Source organism: Actinoplanes cyaneus (assembly GCF_016862095.1).
Taxonomy (GTDB): domain Bacteria; phylum Actinomycetota; class Actinomycetes; order Mycobacteriales; family Micromonosporaceae; genus Actinoplanes; species Actinoplanes cyaneus.
In genome coordinates, this window is the sequence record NZ_BOMH01000058.1 from 61077 (window position 1) to 80762 (window position 19686).

A 19686-nucleotide genomic window follows, 5' to 3' on the forward strand; every position below is an offset into this window, starting at 1 on the left:
AGTGGGCTGGGGATTGCGGGGGACGGACGGGGCGGGGCTCAGGGCGTACGCGCGGGTGGGGCCCTGCCTCGGCGACGTGGGCAGGGCCCCGGGGCCGGCGACCGCCGCGGGGGACAGCGGCCGCCGGTGGCCGGTCAGTTGACGAAGACCGGGGCGGCCGCCGAGGTCACGACCGGGGTGTACTTGGCGGTGAAGTAGCCGTTGGTGACGCACGCCGACGGCCCGGTGGTCTTGTTGAACTGCTGGTCGGTGAAGGTGATCGAGTTGTCGGTGTTGTCGGCGACGGCCGAGATGGTGTTGCCGTTGGCGACGAAGACGCAGGTCACCGAGCCGAGCAGGGTGCGCAGGTTGAGCGTCGCGGAGATCGGCGCGGCGTCGGTGCCGGTAACCGTCACGGTGCCGTCGCTGGCGACCGTGGTGGCGTAGGGCTGGTTGTTGATCGTGACGCTGTTGACGCCGGTGACGCCGGGCACGCCGCTGATCGTGCAGCTGGAGACGGACAGGGTGGAGCCGAGCGCGGCGGCGCCGGGCGCGGCCGGGTTGTCGTTGACGACCGCGCTGAAGCTGGACGCGGCGCATTTCATGCCGTTGGCGCCGCCCGGCGCGGTGGCGAAGAGGGCCTGGGCGCCGGGGAGAATCGACGCCGAGATGGTGTCACCGGCGGCGACGGCCGGCCCGGCGAGGGCGCCGGCGGTCAGCACGGTGGCGTCGTCGGCCAGTGCCGGGGCGGTGAGCAGCAGGGAGGCGGCCGCGCCGGTGACGACGGCGGCGGCGATGCGGTTCTTGACGTGCATGGGGGTGCACCTTTCCTAGGAGGCGGCGAGCGCCTGGGTGAGGTCGTCGAGGCTGGGGGAGAGGGCGATCGTGGTGTTGTTGCCGCTGAACACGACCGCGTTCTTGCCGGCCGCGCTGGGCAGGCCGAACGCCAGGTTGATCAGCGCGTCCAGGCTGCCGGGGATCAGGCCGCAACCGTTCGCCTTCGGTACGGCGTACGCGTTGTCGACCAGCCTGGCGCCGGCGAGGCCCACGCCGAGCGTCTGGTAGCCGTTAGCGTCGGGCTCGATGGTGATCGTGCCGGAGTCGCCGGTCACCGGCTGGTTCGGCGGCGGCGGGCTGGTCGTTCCGGTGGTGGGGCTGAACTTGATCGGGCTCGCGTCCGATCCGATGTAGCACTTCGTGCCGAACAGTGCGTTGAACAGGTGCAGCTTGACCGGGAGCACGAACACCGGAGTGTTCTCGCCGGTGGCCAGCGGCACGAACTCGGTGATCGGCCCGGCCAGTTCCACCTGGGCGAACACGCTGGTCACGCCCGGGATGATGTTGGCGATTCCGGGGATGGACACCTGCAGCGGCTTGGCGACCAGGGTCTTGCCCCGGGGCGCCGGGACGGTCGAGTAGACGTTGGCGACGCTCCCGTCCGGGAACTCGCGGGTCGGCCCGGAAGCCGGCCAGTAGATGCCGAACTGGACGGTGATCGGGCTGTCGAACGGCACGACGTTCTTGCCGATCGTGACGCTGCCGCCGGTGGTGACCGATCGGACGCAGCCAACCTGCAGGTTCGTCGGGTCCTTCATGGTCGCCGAGGTGAGGGGACAGTTCTCCAGCCCGTCGTAGGCGGCGGCTCGGGCGGGCCCGGGGGTCAGTGCCACGACCGCGGTTGCGGCAGCGATCATGGCGAGGACGGATTTCAGCCGTGACGCTGTCATGGCGTCACTCCTTCGGAATACCTCGTTGGGATCGGGGCCCGGCCGTTTCCGCAGCGTTCCGGGGGCTTGAGCGGGAGGTGATACTGGGGTGACCCGCTTCGCGCACCATCGAGATCCGTGGACGTATGAGAAACCCCAGCGGTATGTCATGTCAAGACATTGAGGAACGACGATGACGAAATCCGTAATCAGTCCGCTGCCGGGCGCGCGCGCCGGACGGGACCCGGCTCGGGCGATCAAACGCGGTCCGCGTTCGATGACGCCGGAGGCCGTGGCCGCGACCCAGCGGGAGCGGCTCTACGACGCGCTGGTGCACACGGTCGCCGAGAAAGGCTACGTGAACGCCCGGGTCAGCGACATCTGCACGGCGGCCGGGGTGACCCGCCCCGCGTTCTACGCGCTCTTCGCCGGCAAGGAGGACGCGTTCCTGGACACCTACCGGCACGGGACCAGTTTGCTGCTGCGGTTCATGGACGACGCGTACGCGGATGCCGGCGACTGGCGCACCGGCGCGCGCGCCGCGCTGAAGGTGCTGCTCGACGTGCTCGCCAGCGTGCCGGCGTTCGCCACGATGGCGATCGTCGAGATCGACGCGGCCGGGCCGATCGCCCGGCGGGAGCGCACCGAGCTGCTGGGCCGTTTCGCCCGCTTCTTCGCCGAGGCCCCGGAGGTGCCGGAAGGGCTGGTCGACACCGTGGTGGGCGGCGTCTACTCGACCATCTACGGTCACGTCTCCGCAGGTCGTGTCGCCGATCTGCCCGGTCTGGCGCCGATGTTGGGCTACTTCATGATGGCGCCGTTCGTGGGTCGCGAGGGCGCTGCCGCCGAGCTGGTCGTGCGGCCCGGCGGCGAGCGGGTCGTGCCGCCGTGCGCCGCGTCAGATACCGACGGGGTTTTTCACTGACTGGAATGCGGGCTCCTGCGCTTGACGCCTTTGGTTACTCCGGCGTAACTTCGCCGAAATCCATCGAGATGCGCAAATAGCCGCGCCGGACCGGCATCCGCAGTGCCGTGACCGGCGACAACGCCCGCAAAGGAGCATGCATGTCCTCCATACGTCACGGCCGCACCCGCTGGCGCCGGTTCACCGCGATGCTGCTCGGTGGCCTCGCGGCGACGGCCGGTCTGGTGCTGCTGACCGGTCAGGGGGTGCTCGCGGCCTCCTTCTCGATCTCCGGCATGCCGTTCGTCGTCACCTCGCCCAAGCTGCACGGGTACGGATTCGCGCAGTACGCGGAGATGGACAACATGGCAGACGGCAGCCCCAACGCGGGTGACACCGGGGGTCAGGTGCTGGTGATCGTCTCCGCGGTCCGCGACGCCCAGCTCGACGGGCTGTGCCAGAGCATCGCGCTCGGCGGCATCAACCTGAAGCTCACCGCGGGCAGCGCCACGAACAAGGTCACCGCCGACACGCTCGTCGTCGACTCCGACGCGATCAGCGCGAACGCCGACTTCAAGTCGATCGAGATCGGCCGGGACGCGAGCACGCTCGACGCGGTGCCCGGCAAGAAGGGCGCGATCGGCGTCTTCGGCCAGCAGGCCGACGAGGTCACGCTCACGAACCTGCGGCAGAACAACTACGCCACCACGGCGGCCACGTTCAAGCTGCCCAACCTGCGCATGTCGTTCACCGGCGACGGCTGCTGACCATGTCCGGCATCTCGCACCACCGGGCCACGCCGGGCGCTCGTGCCCGGCGGGGCTTCGGCGACTGGCGGCGCACCCGCCCGTTCTGGGGCGGGCTGTTCGTCCTGCTCGGCGGGGCGGAGATCCTGTTCACGGTGTGGGCGCCGCTGGGCGTGGTGCTGCACGTCGGCATGCAGAACTTCATCGGCTACCTGGTGCCGTGGGTGATCGTGATCCTGGGCCTGCTGCTCTGGTTCAACCCGGCTCAGCGGATCTTCTACTCGCTGATCGCGTTGCTCTGCGGCCTGGGCTCGTTCCTCACGTCCAACATGGGCGGCTTCATCGTCGGTCTGCTGCTCACGCTGGTGGGAGCCGCTCTGGCGTTCGCCTGGGCGCCCAGCGAACCGGGGCCGCCGGTGGAATCGCCATCGCCCTCCGCCGCCGTGGAGCCCGGTGACCCGGAGCTGCCGGTGGAGACCCCGGCAGCCTCGGCGCCGGCCTCCGCGCCGCCGGATCCCGAGCCGGTCCCGCCTCCGGCCCTGTCCCTCGGCCCGGCTTCGCCCCACATTCAGGAGCATCTGGAGGTACGGCGGGATCGGGCGCCCGAGGAGCAGGACCACAACACCCTGCCGCCCGAGGGCCGGTGGCAGAGCACCGCGCCGGTCCGGAACTCACCGAGCCCCGAGCGGGAGTGAAGGCCGGTTCCCCTCCTTGCCGCGGCGGTCCGCTCCTGTTCGAGTGGCCGCCGCGGTTCCGTGTTTCCGGACTGTTTCCGCGCCACGGCGTGTCTGATTTGTCACGTTATGACGGTATTGCGATGCTGGTGGAGCGGTCATTCGTTGGCCCGGTCCCCCGGCGGACGGTGTCGCGCCGCCTCTGCCACGTCGCGTGGGGTGAGGCCCATCTCCCCGGAACACAGGAAAGGTGCTGGAGGATGAACTCCGCATACCAGTTCGTCGTGCGCGACCCGGAACGAGACGCCGACACCGGCCCGGCGCGGGCCACTCCCGCCACGGCCACCGGAACGGTCCTGGCCGGGAACCGGTGAGCGCCCGCGACGCCGTGGCGGTGACCGGGATCGGCCTGGTCACCCCGGCCGGAGTGGGCGCCCCGGCCACCTGGGCAGGCCTGATCGAGGGCCGGTCGGTGGCCGCCCCGGACCCCGAGCTGGCCGGTCTGCCGGTCGCGTTCAGCTGCCGGGTCGGTGACTTCGACGGGGTGGCGCTGCTGGGGCATCGGCTCAACCGGCGGCTCGACCCGTTCAGCAGGTTCGCGGTCGCCGCCGCCCGCGAGGCCGTCGCGGACGCGACCCTGGGCCCGGGACGATGGGCGGCCGAGCGGGTCGCCGTCGTGCTCGGGGTCGGTGCCAGCAGCATGAGCGGCACCGAGGCCGCGGTCGAGATGGTCCTCGGTGACCGGCCCGACCGGGTGTCGCCGTTCGCGCTGCCGCGGACCCTGCCGAACATGGCCGCCGCCGAGGCCGCGCTCGACCTCGGCGCGCAGGGCCCGTGCTTCACGGTGAGCAGTGCCTGCGCCTCCGGCGCGCACGCGCTCGGCGTGGCCCGTGACATGCTGCTCTCCGGGGCGTGTGACGTCGTCGTGGCCGGTGGGGCGGAGTCCGGCCGCAGCCGTACGTCGGCCGCGTCCTTCGCCCGGATCGGGGCGCTCTCCACCCGCGGCGACGAGCCGCACCTGGCCTCCCGGCCGTTCGACCTGGACCGGGACGGCTTCGTGCTCGGCGAGGGCGCCGGGGTGCTGGTCCTGGAACGGGTCGCGGACGCGCGGGCGCGCGGGGCGCGGGTCCGGGCGTATCTCGCCGGGTACGGCGCGTCAGCGGACGCCCACCACATCACCGCCCCGCACCCGGAGGGGCGCGGCGCCGTCCGGGCGATCCGGGCCGCGCTCGCCGACGCCGGCCTCGCGCCGGCCGACATCGGCCACGTCAACGCCCACGCCACCAGCACGCCCATGAACGACGTGGTGGAGGCGGCGGCGCTCGGCGAGGTGTTCGGGGCGCTGGCCCCGCCGGTCACCGCGTTCAAGGGGGTGATCGGGCACGCGATGGGGGCCGCCGGGGCGATCGAGGCCGCCGGGGTGGTCATGTCGCTGGAGCGCGGGCTGCTGCCGCCGGTCGCCAACCTGGACAAGCTCGACCCGGCGATCGACGTGAACGTCGTGGTCGACCGGCCCCGGCACGTGCGCCGGGCCCCGGCGCTCAGCACGTCGTTCGGGTTCGGCGGCCAGAATGCGGCCCTGGTGTTCAGCCCGGCCTGACGAGCCGGGCGAGGGTGTCCCGCCCGGCCTGACGGACCGGCCGCGCGACGTCGTACGTGGGCCGGACCGGCGATGATGCCGATCCGGCGCACCTGGTCGCTGTCACGCGATTGACGACCCTGGATGGCATCGCCTACGGTCGACGGAGGAAAGCCCTTTCCCCCAGCCTGGAGGCAACGATGCGCCGACGAGCTCTCCTTTCGGCAGCGGCCCTCGGTGCGGTCGCCTGGCCCGCCCCGGCCCTTGCCGCGAAGCGTCGGCCGGACGTGATCGTCGAGCCCGGCACGAGCATCCAGTCCGTCGTGGACGCGGCGCCCGCCGGTGCGCTCACGCCGTACACCATCGGCCTTCGCCCTGGTGTTCATCGTGGTCAGGTGATCGTGCCCGCGGACAAGACGTTCCTGGAGTTCCGTGGGCTCGGGCGCGGGCCGCGCGACGTGGTGATCGCCGATGATCGCGCCAACGGGACGCTGAAACCGGACGGCACGCCGTGGGGCACGTCCGGCAGCGCGTCGGTGACCCTGAGCGGCGCGGACTTCCGTGCCACCAACCTGACGTTCGCGAACCTGTTCGACGAGGCGGCGCATCCGGAGATCACCAACCGGCAGGCGGTGGCCGTGCTGACGCGCGCCGACCGGCTGATCTTCGACCGGGTGCGGTTCGTGGGCAACCAGGACACGCTCTACGTCAACAGCACCGCGGCGGGCGTGATCGCCCGCGCCTACTTCCGGGACTGCTACGTCGAGGGCGACGTCGACTTCATCTTCGGGCGCGCGACGGCGGTCTTCGCGCGGTGCCAGATCCACTCGCTGAACCGGGGCAGCACACCGAACGGGTACGTGACCGCGCCCAGCACCGACCTCACGAACCCGCACGGCTTCCTGTTCAGCCGGTGCCGGCTCACGTCGGACGCGCCCGCCGGCACGGTCTACCTCGGGCGGCCCTGGCATCCGAGCAATGACCCGAACGCGGTCGGGCAGACGATCATCCGCGAGTCGTGGATCGGTGAGCACATCGGCGCGACCCCGTGGAGCGACTTCGGGACCTGGTCGTGGCGGGACGCGCGGTTCGCGGAGTACCGCAACTACGGGCTGGGTGCGCTCGTCACCGCCGACCGTCCCCAGTTGACCCGGGAGCAGGCCGCGGCGAACGAGATCGCCGACTTCCTCGGCGACTGGCAGGTGTCCTGCGGCGCCTGACGGCTGGCGCTGGTGGGTGTTTCGGGGCCCGTTGGCACCCGTGAGGGCCAGCTGGTGGAGCGCGGCTGGCGCTGGTGGGCGGGTCGGGCCTACGGGTGCGGGGTGGCCGGCTCGGGGAGGGCGGGGCTCGAGGCGGCGGAGCGTGTGCCGGCGGCCCAGCGGGTGAGCGGCAGGTAGAGCAGGCCGCCGCCGGCGAAGAGCGCGGCCAGGACCAGCCAGCCGGAGCCGTGCAGGCCGAGGACGCACGCTGTCACCAGGGGCGGGGCGACCATGTCACCCAGCCCCCGGCCCGCGAAGTAGGCGCCCTGGTACTGCCCCTGGGCCCACGGCGGCGCCATCGCGAACAGGACCGCCCAGCTGCCCGTTGACAACCACAGCTCGCCGAGCACGTGGACCACGGCGGCCGTGGCGATCAGGGTTCCGGCGAGCCACGGGGAGCGACCGGCGGCGATCGCGAAGATCGCGCAGGACAGGGCCACGAGCGCGCTGCCGCGGAGCGCGACTCGCCGGGCCGCCGCGAGGCCGTCGACACCGCGGGTCATCCGGACCTGCAGCAGCACGCATCCGGCCGTGTTGATGACCAGGGCGACCGAGATCAGCCAGAGCGGGGCGTGCGCGCCGGTCGCCAGCCACAGCGGCAGGCCGATGCCGAGCAGGTCGTTGTACGTGCTGGAGATCAGCCCGTCGAGGGCGGCGAACGCCAGGAACGGGCGGTCGCGCAGGGCGACCAGCCGCGGGCCGCCGACCGGCGTGGTCTGGGGCGCGACCCCCGGGACGCGGGCGACCAGGACGGCCGCGACGAGGAACGTGGCGGCATTGACCAGCAGGATGACCGCATACGCGACAGGGGTGTGGAGCAGCAGGGGGATGCTGCCCGCCAGGGTGCCGAGCCCCATCCCGGCGTTGGTCATGGTGCGCAGCCGGGCGCGCATCGTGAGGCGGCTCGCGGCCGGCACGGAGCCGGCGGCGAGGGCGCCGTTGGCGCTCTTGACCAGTGCCGTCGCGACCGCGATCAGGCACGAGAGAAGGATGAACGGCATGAGTGAGTGCACCGCGAGCAGCGCGGTGTACGACCCGGCGAGCACGATCATGGACAGGATCGACAGCCGTTTCGGCCCGTAGCGGTCGGCGACGTAGCCGAGCGGGGTCACGGCGAGCACGCCGGCGGCCGCGCCCGCGCTGAGCCCGGCGGCGATCGTCGCGGGGCTGAGCCCGGCGACCGTGGTCAGGAACAGCACGCTGGTGGTCAGGTAGGCGCCGTTGCCGAACGCGTTCACCAGCGTGGCGAGGAGCAGCACACGCATGCCGCCATCTAACAAGACGTACGTACGGTTTGCAAGGCTGAGTGAGTGAATGAATTGTCAGATGCTCATATAACAAATCATGGACAGAACTGTTGACGCATCTTTTTCATCCTTTATCGACTGGCGAGTAAAGGCCTTGTCGGATACGTTGAGAAAAGCGCCGGTGAAATCGGGAGACGCACATGCTCAGTCTCACGCCGAGAATCGACCCGACCATTCAGTCCCTGCTCGACGACCACGACTACCTGGGCGAACTGCTCGATGCCCTGGGCTCACCGCTCGCGGTGGTCCTGCCGCAACGGTTGCAGAAAAACGTCACTGCCTTCCGTGAGACGTTCCGCCGGCACCACCTGTCCGGCCGGCTCTACTACGCGCACAAGGCGAACCGTTCGAGTGCTCTGCTGCGCGAACTCGCCGCCGGTGACATCGGGGTCGACGTGGCCTCGCTCGGCGAGTTGCAGCACGCGCTGGGTGCCGGCTTCACCCCGGACCGCATCGTCGCGACCGGGCCGAAGAGCCGCGAGTTCCTCTGGCTGGCGGCGCGCGCCGGGGTGACCGTCAGCGCCGACTCCTACGACGAGCTCGCCGAGCTGGCCGGCATCGTGGCCGGTCACCGCCTGCCGCGCGTGCCGGTCACGCTGCGACTGTCCGGGTTCGCCTCGGCCGGCGTGCGCGTGCTGACCCGGCGCAGCCGCTTCGGCAGCCCGGTCGGCGAGCTGGCCGACCTGCTCGACCTGCTGGAGAAGCGGGCCGACCACCTGGAGCTGACCGGGGTGGCGTACCACCTGGACACGATCGGGCTGCCGGAGAAAGCGGTCGCGCTGGAGAGCTGCCTGGCCGCGCTGGACGAGTGCCGGGCGCGCGGGCTGCGGCCGCGATCGCTGGACATCGGCGGCGGCTTCGGCGTCAACTACCTGGCCGAGGGCGCGGAGTGGGATCGCTGGACCTCGGAGCTGGGGCAGGCCGTGCTCGGCCGGCGCGCGCCGATGACCTGGGAGAACCACGGTTACGGCCTGCGGGCGGAGAACGGCACCCTGAGAGGCAGCCTCGCGGTGTACCCGGCATATCGTCCCGTCGCCGGCGCCGCGTATCTCGACCGCCTTCTCGGCACGCCCGCCCCCGAGCGTGGCCGCCCGCTCGGCGAGCTGCTGCTGGACCACATGTACGACCTGGACGTCGAGCCCGGCCGGGCCCTGCTCGACCAGTGCGGGCTGGTCCTGGCGCGCGTGACGTCCGTCGCGGGCGACCGGGTCGGGCTCGATCTCAACGCCCGCGACGTCAGCCTCGAGGAGCACGGCGTCCTGATGGACCCGGTGGTCGTCCCGCGCGGCGGGGATCGCCGCGCCGGCCCCGCGGGCGTCTACCTCTTCGGCAACCTCTGCCTGGAGTCCGACCTGATCACCCGCCGCAAGGTGCACCTGCCGGTCGTGCCCCGCCCCGGCGACCTGCTCGCCTTCGTCAACACCGCCGGCTACTTCATGGACTTCAGCGCCACGCACGCCCTGCATCAGCCGATCGCCCGCAAGGTCGCGGTCTACCGGTCCGGCGGCAAGCGCCGGTGGTGCCTGGACGAGCAGTACTGGCCGGTCCACACCCGGCAGGAGGTCCCATGAGACACGACGACATCACCGAGGCGATCGGCAACACGCCGCTCGTACGCATCGATCCGGCCGTGCACGGCCTGGCCAACATCGACCTGTACGCGAAACTGGAGCTGCTCAACCCGTTCGGCTCGGTGAAGGACCGCGCGGCCTGGCACATGGCCCGCCCGCTGCTGGCCGGCGCCAAGCCGGGCGACACCGTCGTCGAGCTGTCCAGCGGCAACACGGCGAAGGCCCTCGCACTGCTCGCCGGGATGCACGGGCTGCCGTTCACGAGCGTCACCAACCGGATGAAGGTCCCCGAGATCAAGGAGCTGCTGCTCCTGCTCGGCGCGCAGATCGACGAGCTGCCCGGCCGATCGGAGTGCCTCGACCCGACCGACACCGACGACCCGCTCGCCCGGATGCACCGGCAGCTGGCCTCGTCGGGGAGCGGCTATCTGCACACCGATCAGTACTTCAACGAGCGCAACGTCGACGCCCACGTGCACGGCACCGGCCCGGAGATCGTGAAGGACCTGGACGGGCGCGCCCCGGACTGGTTCGTCGCCTGCGTCGGCACGGCCGGCTCGTCGACCGGCGTGGCCCGCGTGCTGCGCCAGCACAATCCGGACGTCGAGGTGGTCGGGCTGGTCGCCGAGAAGGGCGACTTCATCCCGGGGATCCGGACGATCGACGAGGTGCACGAGGTCGGGCTCTTCGACCCGGACGTCTACGACACGATGGCCGCGGTCACCGCTGACGACGCGATCGACGGGCTGCTCACCCTGAGCCGGCGGTGCGGCATCCTGACCGGGCCGACCGGCGGGGCCGCGTTCGTCGGCGCGGTCCGGCGGCTTCGGGCTGTCGACGCGACGCTGACCAGCCGGAAGAGTTGCGTGTTCATCGTCTGCGACAGGATCGAGAGCTATCTCTCGTACGTCCGTGACCGCCGCCCCGAGCTCTTCGGCCGCCCGCCGCGGCGCAACTCCACGGGCACCCTCACCGACGCCGAGCTCCACGCCGCGCCCGCGATCGGGGTCGAGGCCGCCCAGCGCTGGCTCGGCGAGACGGACGCGCTGGTGGTGGACCTGCGCAACCCGTACGCCTATCAGGCTCTGCACATCGCCGGCTCGATCAACCTGGTCGACGAGGTCTTCGCCGACCTGCTCCACGCGGGGCTGCCGTTCAGTCGCCGCCGGCCCGTCCTGATGGTCTGCCCGGTCGGCGAGAAGTCGGCGCGTTACGCGGCCCTGCTGCGCCGGATGGGCCACCCGGACGTGCACTCCCTGGCCGGCGGGATCATCGCCTGGCGCGACGCGGGAGCCGAGCTTGTCCGCGACTGAGGCACGGCGCGACGCGGCGGGGGACACGACGGAATCGCGGCGTGGCGGGGCGGGGGACACGAATGGAATGCGGCGCGGCGTGGCGGATCTGGCCGCCTGGCAACGGGGGCTGCGTGCCCAGTTCCCGATCGTCACGGCGAACCCGGACCTCGCCTACCTGGACAGCGCCGCCACCGCCCAGAAGCCGCAACCGGTCCTCGACGCGGTGATGACCTACCTGACCGGCGAGAACGCCAACGCCGCCCGCGGCACCTACCCCTGGGCCAACCGCACCACCGCGCGGGTCGAGCAGGCCCGTGACCGGCTGCGCGCGTTCCTCGGCGACCCGGATCCCGGCCGGTCCGGGGTCCACTTCGTCAGCGGCGCCACCGAGGGCCTGCGCACGGTGGCCCGCGACTGGCTCACCCCGCAGCTGCGCGACGGTGACGAGATCGTCGTCGCGCACGCCGACCACCGGGCGAACATCGTCGCCTGGCAGGAGGCGGCCGACGTGGCCCGCGCCCGTGGCGACCGCGTCACGCTGGTCCCGATGCCCTACGACGGCGCCCACGACTACGACGCGGCGCGCCTCGCCGACCTGGTCACGCCGCGGACCAGGCTGATCGCGGCCACGCACGTGCACCACGTCTACGGCAACGACATGCACGTGTCCCGGCTGCGCGCCGCGGCCGGCCCGGGCGTCCCGATCTGCCTGGACGCCGCGCAGAGCGTCGGGCACATGCCGGTGTCGGTCGCCGAGCTCGACGCCGACTTCCTGGTCTTCTCCGGCCACAAGGCGATGGCGCTGCCCGGCACCGGTGCGATCTGGTCCCGCAACCGGCGCGGTCCGGTCTTCCGGCCGGGCGGCTGGCAGGGCACGCCGAACACGGCCGGGATCGTGAGCCTGGCCGCGGCCCTGGACTGGCTCGACATGGCCGGTCTTGATCAGATCGCCGCGTGGACCCGAGACCTCGCCGCACGGCTGACGAACGGGCTCGCCGGTCTGGACGCCTACGAGGTGCTGGGCTGCCAGACGAGCCTCACCGCGGAGTCCGCCGTCCAGCGCCGGCAGGGCATCGTGACGTTCCGCCACCGCGCGATCGGCTCGAACGACCTCGGTTTCATCCTGGCCGCCGACGGCTTCCTGATCCGCGCCGACGGTCACTGCCAGGGAGAGGAGGGCGAGAAGACCTCGTCGGTACGGGTGAGCCTGCACGTCCACAACACCGTCGAGGAGATCGACCGGCTGATCGACCGGCTCGCCGCGCTGAATGACGCCTGACCGCAACCCTCATCTGCTAAAAACGGTTGTCGTTTTCGCAGGGAGGGATGCCGTGACGCCGATCGCCCTCGACGCCGCCCGGGTCGCCGGCTGGCGGGCCACCTGGGACACGATGATGACCGGCTTCGTCCCCGGCCTGTCCGCTTTCGAGCGTGTCCTGACCACCGCCGCCGAAGCGCTGCGCTGCGGCCCGCCGGCCCGCGTCCTGGACCTCGGCGGCGGCCCCGGCCTGCTCGCCGAGCGGATGGCCGCCCGCTGGCCGGACGCCGCCGTCACCCTCGTCGACCTCGACCCGGTGCTGCTCGAACTCGCCCGCGCCGGGCTGCCCGGCGAGATCGGCGTGATCGGCGCCGACCTCACCTCGACCGTCTGGCCGGCCCGCACCGGCGGCGGCCACGACCTGATCACCGCGGTGATGGCCGTGCACTACCTGACCCCCGCGGCGATCCGGGCGCTCTACGCCGCGGCCCGGGACGCGCTGGCCCCCGGCGGCGTGCTGGTCGTGGCCGACGTGATGCCCGACGACGGGGTGCCCGCTCTGATGCGCGTGCTCGACCCGGGGCCCGGCGAGGCGGCCGCGGAGCTGGCCTGGGCGCAGTGGTGGGGCGAGCTCGCCGCCGTGCCGCAATTCCAGGACCTGATGACCGCGCGCGCCGAGCTGTTCCGGGACCGCCCGCCGGCCGGCTTCACCGCGGACCTCGGCTGGCATGCGGCCGCGGCCCGCGACGCCGGATTCCGCGAGGCCGGCGCCCTTTGGCGGGATGGGCGGCACGCGGCGCTCGCGGCCTTGGCGGGCGGCATGCCGTGCTCGCGGTCTTAGCGGGTGGCGCGCGGCGCTGGCGGCCTTGGCGGGTGGCATGCCGTGCTCGCGGTCTTAGCGGGTGGCGCGCGGCGCTGGCGGTCTTAGCGGGTGGCGCGCGGTGCTGGCGGTCTTAGCCGGGCCTTAACGGTCGCACAGCGTGCGGATAGCCCTCGCGGCGCGATTGTCTTCTCGTCCGCAGCGACCAGGAGGTTCCGCACATGTTCAAGATTCGTACCGCCGTCTTCGTGGCCACCGGCGCCCTCGCCGCGCTGGGCGTCGCCGGCACCGCCCTCGCCGCCGACGGTGGTTTCCCGGCCTCGGCTCCGCCGTCGGCAACTGCCGATTCTGCCGTACGGGATGCCGGCACCGTGAGTGCCGAAGCGGCCGGGGAGATCGCGATCCGGGTCGTCGGCGGCGGATTCGCCGAGTCCGTCGAGCCGGAGACCGAGCACGGCCGCCCGGTGTGGAATGTGGACGTGTTCGCCGCCGGGGTGGAGCACGACGTCGACGTGGACCGCGCGACCGGCGAGGTGCTGCGTCACCGCACCGGGGACGGCGCCGACCTCCCGGTCTCCCCGCCGGCGTCCGCGAACCCCACTCCGCCGTCCACGAACCCCACGCCGCGGTCCACGCCGCGCGCCTCGGCCTCCGACGACCACGGCCGCCGCACCGGGGCCGGCGACGACCGGGGTGGCAACCGCACCCGCTCCGCCGAGCCGGGTGACGACAACGGCGGCACGCGCACGCGTCACGCCGAGGCCGGCGACGACAACGGTGGCACGCGCACCCGCGGCGCCGAGGCCGGCGACGACAACGGCGGGCGCGGCCACGGCGGCGACGACAAGGGCCGTGACGACAAGGGCCGTGACGACAAGGGGCGTGACGACAGGGGCGGCGATGACAAGGGGGGTGACGACAGGGGCGGCGATGACAAGGGGCGTGACGATCGGGGCGGGGACGACCACGGGCGTGGCGGGCACGGCTCGGACGACTGAGCCGGCCCCGGGCGGCGGCCGCATGACGACAGTGGCCGCCGCTCACCGCCGTACAGTGATAGAAAGCTTTTATGATCTTCGATGACCTCGACGCCTACGTCAGCCTTCCCCGGCTCGCCGGCCTGCGGATCTCCCCGGACGGCCGTCGGCTGGTGGTCGGGGTGAGCACGCCGGACCGCAAGGGGAGTCGCTACACGACCGCGCTCTGGGAGATCGACCCGGAGGGGACCCGCCCGGCGCGGCGGCTGACCCGCAGCGACAAGGGCGAGTCCGTGGCCGGGTTCACGGCCGGGGGCGACCTGCTGTTCACCTCGGCCCGGCCGGACCCGGCGGCTGACCCCGCTGACGAGCCGGTGACCGCGTTGTGGCTGCTCCCGGCCGGTGGCGGCGACGCCCGCGTGATCGCGTCCCCGCCCGGTGGCGTGCACGACGCGGTGGTGGCAGGCTCCGGCACCGTCGTCTTCGGCTCGTCGATGATGCCGTCCGCGGGCAGCGCGCCGGCCGACCGTGAGCTGCGCGGGAAACGTAAGGACGCCGGCGTGAACGCGGTGCTGTACGAGGACTACCCGATCCGGCACTGGGATCACGCGTTCGGCCCGGACCGCACCCGCCTGCTCGCCACCGACCTGGACGGCACCGACCTGGACGGCACCGAGCCGCGCGACCTCACGGGGCACGTGGGCGGCGCGTTCCCGGCCGAGGGCGGCTGGGATCTGGCGCCGGACGGCCGTACCGTCGTGGCGGTCTGGACCGTGAGTGAGCCCGCAGCCTCGCGCCGCGCCGGCCTCGTCGCCGTCGACGTGGCGACCGGCGAGCGCCGCACCCTCGGCGGTGACCCCGAGCACGAGTTCGAGTCGCCGCGGATCTCGCCCGACGGCACCCAGGTCGCCGTCGTCGTCCACCGCCGGTCCACCGCGCAGGACCCCGGCGACCGCTGGCTGGCCGTCGTGCCGCTGGCCGGTGGTCCGGTGCGGGCGCTGACGCGGGCGTGGGACCGGTGGCCGGCCGGGATCCGCTGGACGCCGGACGCGACGGCGCTGATCGTGAACGCCGACCACGACGGCCGCGCGCCGCTCTGGCGGGTCGACGCGGCGACCGGCGAGGTGACCCGGCTGACCGGTGACGACGCCTCGTACACCGACTTCGAGGTCGCGCCGGACGGCAGCGCGGTCTACGCGCTGCGCTCGGCCATCGACAGCCCGCCGCTGCCCGTGCGGGTCACGCTCGACGGCACGATCACCACCCTGACCGGTCCCGCCCCGGCGCCGGAACTGCCCGGAACGCTGACCGAGGTGACCACCACGGCCGCGGACGGCACCCCGCTGCGGGCCTGGCTCGCGCTCCCGCACGGCGCCGGCCCCGATGCCCCCGCGCCGCTGCTGCTGTGGATCCACGGCGGGCCGCTCGGCTCGTGGAACGGCTGGTCGTGGCGCTGGTGCCCGTGGCTCGCGGTGGCCCAGGGGTACGCCGTGCTGCTGCCCGACCCGGCGCTGTCGACCGGCTACGGTCACGAGTTCATCAGGCGCGGCTGGGGGACGTGGGGGTCGGCCCCGTACACCGACCTGATGTCCCTGACCGACGCCGCGGTGCGGCGCGCCGACGTCGACGAGACCCGGACCGCGGCGATGGGCGGCAGCTTCGGCGGTTACATGGCCAACTGGATCGCCGGGCACACCGACCGCTTCGCCGCGATCGTCACGCACGCGTCGCTGTGGGCGCTCGACCAGATGTGGGGGACCACCGACCACTCCTACTACTGGGTGCGGGAGATGACCCCCTCGGCGATCGAGGCGAACTCGCCGCACCGCTTCGCCGACCGGATCACCACCCCGATGCTGGTGATCCACGGCGACAAGGACTACCGCGTGCCGATCGGTGAGGGGCTGCGCCTCTGGTGGGACCTGCTGTCGAGGTCCAAGGCGGAGGACGGGTCCAGCCCGCACAAGTTCCTGTTCTTCCCCGACGAGAACCACTGGATCCTGACACCGGGGCACGCCAAGGTCTGGTACGAGACGGCGTTCGCCTTCCTCGCCCACCACGTCCACGGCCGCCCCTGGCAGCGCCCGGAACTCCTCGGCTGACGTACGGCGCTGACCGTCCCGTTCGCGATCGACATCGACCTCACCGAGATCGACCGGTTCTGACCGCAGCGGTCAGCGGAACGGGAGGGCAGGGCGCTTCGCGCGCGCCGGGACGGCGGTGGACGACCGGCCCGGCGCGAGGTCGCCCTCCAGGCCGACCTCGTAGAGCGCGGCCTGCGTGCGCGACTGCTTGGCGTACCGCATCGCCGCCTCCGCCCGCTGGAACAGCTCGGTCGGCGTCGCCGCGTGGACCGGGAAGACCGCGCCGCCGATCGACGCGTTGATCCGGACCTGGAAGCCGTCCAGGTCGGCCGGCCCCTGCACCGCGTCGAGCAGCCGGCGGGCCGTCTCCAGGCAGGCCGGCGCCGAGCCGACCTGGGGGAGCAGCACCGCGAACTCGTCGTCGCCGATCCGGGCGACCACGTCGGTGTCGCGGGCCGCCGCCAGCAGCCGGGCCGCCACCGACTGCAGCAGCAGGTCGCCGGTCCGCCGCCCGAGCGTGTCGTTGACGTCGGCGAGGTCGTCGAGGTCGAGCACGACCAGGCCGGCCGGCACCTGCTCGGCGTCGGCGATCGGCAGCGCGCGCTCGACCCGGGCCATCATCGCGGCCCGGTTCGGCAGGCCGGTCAGCCCGTCGTGCGGGGGCACCGCGCCGGCCGCGTCGTCCGCGGACCCCGGAAGCAGCAGGCGGGCACAGGCCGCGAGCAGCGCCAGGTCGGCGGCGAGCACGCTGCCGATCGCCCACCGGCCGGTGACGCCGGACACGGCGAGGCCGGCCAGCGCGCACACGCCCAGCGTGAGGCCGAGCACCACGGTGCGGGCCATCGCCTTCCCTCGTACGTCTCCGCCGGTCATGCCGCCTTTGATCGGCGACCCGCTGGTGGCGTTGAGGAAAACTAGTCGCAGTGCTCGAAGTCGCTCTCGAACGCCTGATCCCCGACCGAGCCGCCCCACTTCACGCACGTCCCCGGGGCGGCCACCGTGACCGGCCCGGCGTAGTACTGCACGTCGCCCGCCTGGGCCTTGCGGGGCTGACCCTGCGGCTCGACGAACGCCGACGCCGCGCCCTTCCCGGCCAGCCCGGTCGTGCGGAGCGTGACCACGCAGTTCGACTTGTCGGAACCCCGGTAGAGGAAGTAGACCCGGCCCTGGACCACACCCGCCGGCGACTTCAGGTTCTGCGAGTCGAGCACCTCGAAGCCATCACCGCAGACCTTGGCCGGCTTGTACTTGTTCACTTCCTCGGCCTGCGGCGGAGCGGCCGACTGGCCGTCCTCGTCCGGCAGCTCCACGTCGCCCTCGTCGAGGTCGGGCTGCTTCGTCGGCTTCGTCGGCGTCGCCTTCTGGCCGCCGGTCTTGCCGCCCTTGCGGGTCGAGCTGGCCGGCACCGGTTTCGTGGGCGTCTGCACCTGCTCCAGGCTGGCCGACGAGGCGTCCGCCTGGTCGGCCGTGTCGTGGGTGACCGCCCACAGCACCCCGCCACCGACCAGGATCAGGCCGGCCGCGGCCGCGACGAGCCCGGCGTTGCGCTTGCGCGGCGGCTCCTCGCCGGCCGACGGCAGCGGCGGCTCGTAGGCGGCCGGGACCGGGGAGGGCGAGACCGGGCGGGCGGCAGCGGCCGCGTACGTCGGGTAGCCCTGCGGCTCGGGCTGACGCCGGCCCGTCTGCGTGCCCCAGTTCCCGGGCTGCTGCTGCGTGCCCCAGTTCCCGGGCGGCTGCTGGTGCTGCTGCGTGCCCCGGTTCCCCGGCTGCTGCTGGTGCTGCTGCGTCGGCGGGAACGGCGCGGCAGCCGGGGCGCGCAGCGCGTTGCGGGCCGCGTCGGCCAGGGCCGCGCCGCTCGGGAAGCGCTGGGCCGGGTCCTTGGCGAGCGCGCGCAGCACCACCGACGCGACGCCGCGCGGCACATCCGGCGGCAGCACCGGCGGCTGCCCGTGCACCAGCTGACCGAGCACGGCCAGGGGATTGTCGCCCACGTACGGCGGTCGGCCGGTCAGGCACGCGAAGGCGACGGCGCCCAGCGCGTACACGTCGGTGGCGGCCGTGACCGGCTTGCCCTCGGCCTGCTCCGGCGCCATGTAGTTGACCGAGCCCAGCACCACGTTCGTGCCGGTCATGCTGGTGACGCCGACCGAGCGCGCGATGCCGAAGTCGACCAGCACCAGCGCGCCACCGGGCCGGACCAGCAGGTTCCCCGGCTTCACGTCGCGGTGGATGATGCCGGACTGGTGCGCCGTGTGCAGCGCGTCGGCCATCCCGGCGACGATCTGCATCGTCTCGGCCGGACTGAGCCGGCCCGCCTGCTGGATCTTCTGCGACAGTGAGATGCCCTCGATGAACTCCATCACCAGGTAGTCGAAGCCATCGCCGTTCACCACAGCGTTCTCGCCGTAGTCGTACACCTGCACGATCCCGGGGTGCCGCAGCTGCGCCATCATCCGCGCCTCGGAACGGAACCGGGTAATGAACTCCCGGTCGTTCATCAGCGCCGGGAGCAGCACCTTGACCGCCACCTCGCGATGCAGCAACAGGTCACCGCCGCGCCACACCTCGCCCATCCCGCCCGCGGCGATGCGCTGGGTCAGCTGGTAGCGGTTGTTGAGCACGATTCCGGGGGAGAGCACCGGGCAATGCTAATAGCCGAACCCCAAAAACAAGATCTCCCCCACGTACGACGTACGTCTCCCCGCCCCGCCGATCCGGGCGGCTCACCCGCATCATGTCTGTCCCGCCGCACGCCGCACGCGACCTGATCCCGGGTTCCGGCCCTGCCGCGGCTCCCGCCCCGGGCTGGTTCTCATGGGCGTTATTCGTGCCTCATAACGCCTATGAGAACCAGCCCGCGACCTCGCGGCGCGGCAGGGCCGCAACCAGCGGCGGGCGTCGCGGCGCTTCACGGCGTTCTGGCGCTTCGTGTGCTGGCCTGTTCTGGGCGAAGGGGGCGGATGCGTTGCGGGCGGTTGATCGTGGGGCGAAAGGCTCACCTGGGCAAATCCGAAATGATAGGAATACTAGGGTATTGACCGCCCTGACCCCTCTGGATGGCCATGAAACTGAGAGCATTGACAGCAGTCGCGCTCGGTCTCGCCGCCGCGACGGTGTGCGGAGCCGCGGCTGCCCGAGCTGACGAGAGCAAGTCCTCCGACAAGAGCGCGACCTACTGCAGGCTCCGGGTGCACGGCGGGATCCTGTCGAAGTATGTGACGTTCGGCTCGGACAAGGGGCGGCTCGGGTGCCCGCTCGGCATCGAGCAGCCCGCACGCGGGGGCGGGCGGATGCAGCAGTTCGACGGTGGCTCGATCTACTGGTCCAAGGAGACCGGGGCGCACCTCGTCGCGGGGCGGATCCGCGAGCTGTGGCAGGACAACCGGGGTGAGGCCGGGTGCATCGGCTATCCGACCGACGAGGAGTCGGACACCCCCGATCGCAAGGGCCGCTGGCAGCACTTCCAGCACGGGACGATCTGGCACTGGAACGACGGCAAGGTCAGCGCGGTCTGTTAACCCTGTTCC

17 protein-coding genes are annotated in these 19686 nt (G+C 72.5%); 12 read left to right on the top strand and 5 right to left on the bottom strand.

The features are described 5' to 3' along the window. Positions 1 to 134: 134 nt before the first annotated feature. Both Acy02nite_RS34620 and Acy02nite_RS34625 read right to left on the bottom strand, forming a co-directional pair. Positions 135 to 794 carry a Tat pathway signal sequence domain protein gene (locus tag Acy02nite_RS34620; protein WP_203750860.1) on the bottom strand — a complete coding sequence of 220 codons (660 nt, stop codon included), beginning with the start codon at positions 792 to 794 and terminating at the stop codon, positions 135 to 137. Positions 795 to 809: 15 nt separating this feature from the next. Further along, the gene (locus Acy02nite_RS34625) at positions 810 to 1706 is read right to left on the bottom strand and encodes a hypothetical protein (protein ID WP_203750862.1); all 897 of its coding nucleotides are present in this window, start codon (positions 1704 to 1706) and stop codon (positions 810 to 812) included. A 172-nt stretch (positions 1707 to 1878) separates the two neighbouring features. Between Acy02nite_RS34625 and Acy02nite_RS34630 the strand changes: the two genes are divergently transcribed. The 5 genes from Acy02nite_RS34630 (at position 1879) to Acy02nite_RS34650 (ending at position 6808) form a co-directional block, all read left to right on the top strand. After that, on the top strand, positions 1879 to 2610 hold the full coding sequence (locus Acy02nite_RS34630) for a TetR/AcrR family transcriptional regulator (protein ID WP_203750864.1): 732 nt from the start codon (positions 1879 to 1881) through the stop codon (positions 2608 to 2610). 140 nt (positions 2611 to 2750) lie between these two features. Further along, positions 2751 to 3356, top strand: coding sequence for a DUF6230 family protein (locus Acy02nite_RS34635; protein ID WP_203750865.1), 606 nt, complete (start codon positions 2751 to 2753; stop codon positions 3354 to 3356). A gap of 2 nt (positions 3357 to 3358) precedes the next feature. Next, positions 3359 to 4030: a DUF6114 domain-containing protein gene (locus tag Acy02nite_RS34640; protein WP_203750867.1), complete on the top strand. Its 672-nt coding sequence runs from the start codon at positions 3359 to 3361 to the stop codon at positions 4028 to 4030. A gap of 349 nt (positions 4031 to 4379) precedes the next feature. Beyond that, positions 4380 to 5609 carry a beta-ketoacyl-[acyl-carrier-protein] synthase family protein gene (locus tag Acy02nite_RS34645; protein ID WP_203750876.1) on the top strand — a complete coding sequence of 410 codons (1230 nt, stop codon included), beginning with the start codon at positions 4380 to 4382 and terminating at the stop codon, positions 5607 to 5609. Between the two features lie 179 nt (positions 5610 to 5788). Continuing rightward, on the top strand, positions 5789 to 6808 hold the full coding sequence (locus tag Acy02nite_RS34650; protein WP_203750879.1) for a pectinesterase family protein: 1020 nt from the start codon (positions 5789 to 5791) through the stop codon (positions 6806 to 6808). A gap of 89 nt (positions 6809 to 6897) precedes the next feature. On the opposite strand, the gene Acy02nite_RS34655 is transcribed toward Acy02nite_RS34650, so the two are convergent. Further along, complete coding sequence (locus Acy02nite_RS34655; RefSeq protein WP_203750881.1) at positions 6898 to 8112, bottom strand: MFS transporter; 1215 nt, start codon at positions 8110 to 8112, stop codon at positions 6898 to 6900. A 182-nt stretch (positions 8113 to 8294) separates the two neighbouring features. Here Acy02nite_RS34655 and Acy02nite_RS34660 point away from each other — a divergent pair, with 182 nt between their 5' ends. The 6 genes from Acy02nite_RS34660 to Acy02nite_RS34685 all read left to right on the top strand — a co-directional run bounded on the left by Acy02nite_RS34660 (position 8295) and on the right by Acy02nite_RS34685 (position 16177). After that, positions 8295 to 9725, top strand: a complete 1431-nt coding sequence (locus tag Acy02nite_RS34660) for a type III PLP-dependent enzyme domain-containing protein (RefSeq protein WP_203750892.1) — start codon at positions 8295 to 8297, stop codon at positions 9723 to 9725. Further along, positions 9722 to 11038, top strand: a complete 1317-nt coding sequence (locus tag Acy02nite_RS34665) for a pyridoxal-phosphate dependent enzyme (RefSeq protein WP_203750895.1) — start codon at positions 9722 to 9724, stop codon at positions 11036 to 11038. The genes Acy02nite_RS34660 and Acy02nite_RS34665 overlap by 4 nt, the downstream gene beginning before the upstream one ends. Before the next feature lie 79 nt (positions 11039 to 11117). Then, a complete protein-coding gene (locus Acy02nite_RS34670) occupies positions 11118 to 12299 on the top strand; it encodes an aminotransferase class V-fold PLP-dependent enzyme (protein ID WP_239175462.1) in 1182 nt (393 codons plus the stop codon). Positions 12300 to 12351: 52 nt separating this feature from the next. Then, positions 12352 to 13119, top strand: a complete 768-nt coding sequence (locus Acy02nite_RS34675) for a methyltransferase domain-containing protein (protein WP_239175463.1) — start codon at positions 12352 to 12354, stop codon at positions 13117 to 13119. A gap of 200 nt (positions 13120 to 13319) precedes the next feature. Next, positions 13320 to 14096 (top strand): PepSY domain-containing protein, encoded by a 777-nt coding sequence (locus Acy02nite_RS34680; protein WP_203750901.1) that lies wholly within the window; start codon positions 13320 to 13322, stop codon positions 14094 to 14096. Positions 14097 to 14167: 71 nt separating this feature from the next. Beyond that, positions 14168 to 16177, top strand: a complete 2010-nt coding sequence (locus Acy02nite_RS34685) for a S9 family peptidase (RefSeq protein ID WP_203750904.1) — start codon at positions 14168 to 14170, stop codon at positions 16175 to 16177. Positions 16178 to 16249: 72 nt separating this feature from the next. Here Acy02nite_RS34685 and Acy02nite_RS34690 read toward each other — a convergent pair whose 3' ends face one another. Both Acy02nite_RS34690 and Acy02nite_RS34695 read right to left on the bottom strand, forming a co-directional pair. Further along, on the bottom strand, positions 16250 to 17032 hold the full coding sequence (locus tag Acy02nite_RS34690; RefSeq protein WP_203750907.1) for a GGDEF domain-containing protein: 783 nt from the start codon (positions 17030 to 17032) through the stop codon (positions 16250 to 16252). Between the two features lie 41 nt (positions 17033 to 17073). Next, a complete protein-coding gene (locus Acy02nite_RS34695) occupies positions 17074 to 18798 on the bottom strand; it encodes a serine/threonine-protein kinase (protein WP_203750910.1) in 1725 nt (574 codons plus the stop codon). A 438-nt stretch (positions 18799 to 19236) separates the two neighbouring features. Between Acy02nite_RS34695 and Acy02nite_RS34700 the strand changes: the two genes are divergently transcribed. Beyond that, positions 19237 to 19677: an LGFP repeat-containing protein gene (locus tag Acy02nite_RS34700; RefSeq protein WP_203750913.1), complete on the top strand. Its 441-nt coding sequence runs from the start codon at positions 19237 to 19239 to the stop codon at positions 19675 to 19677. Positions 19678 to 19686 lie beyond the last annotated feature (9 nt).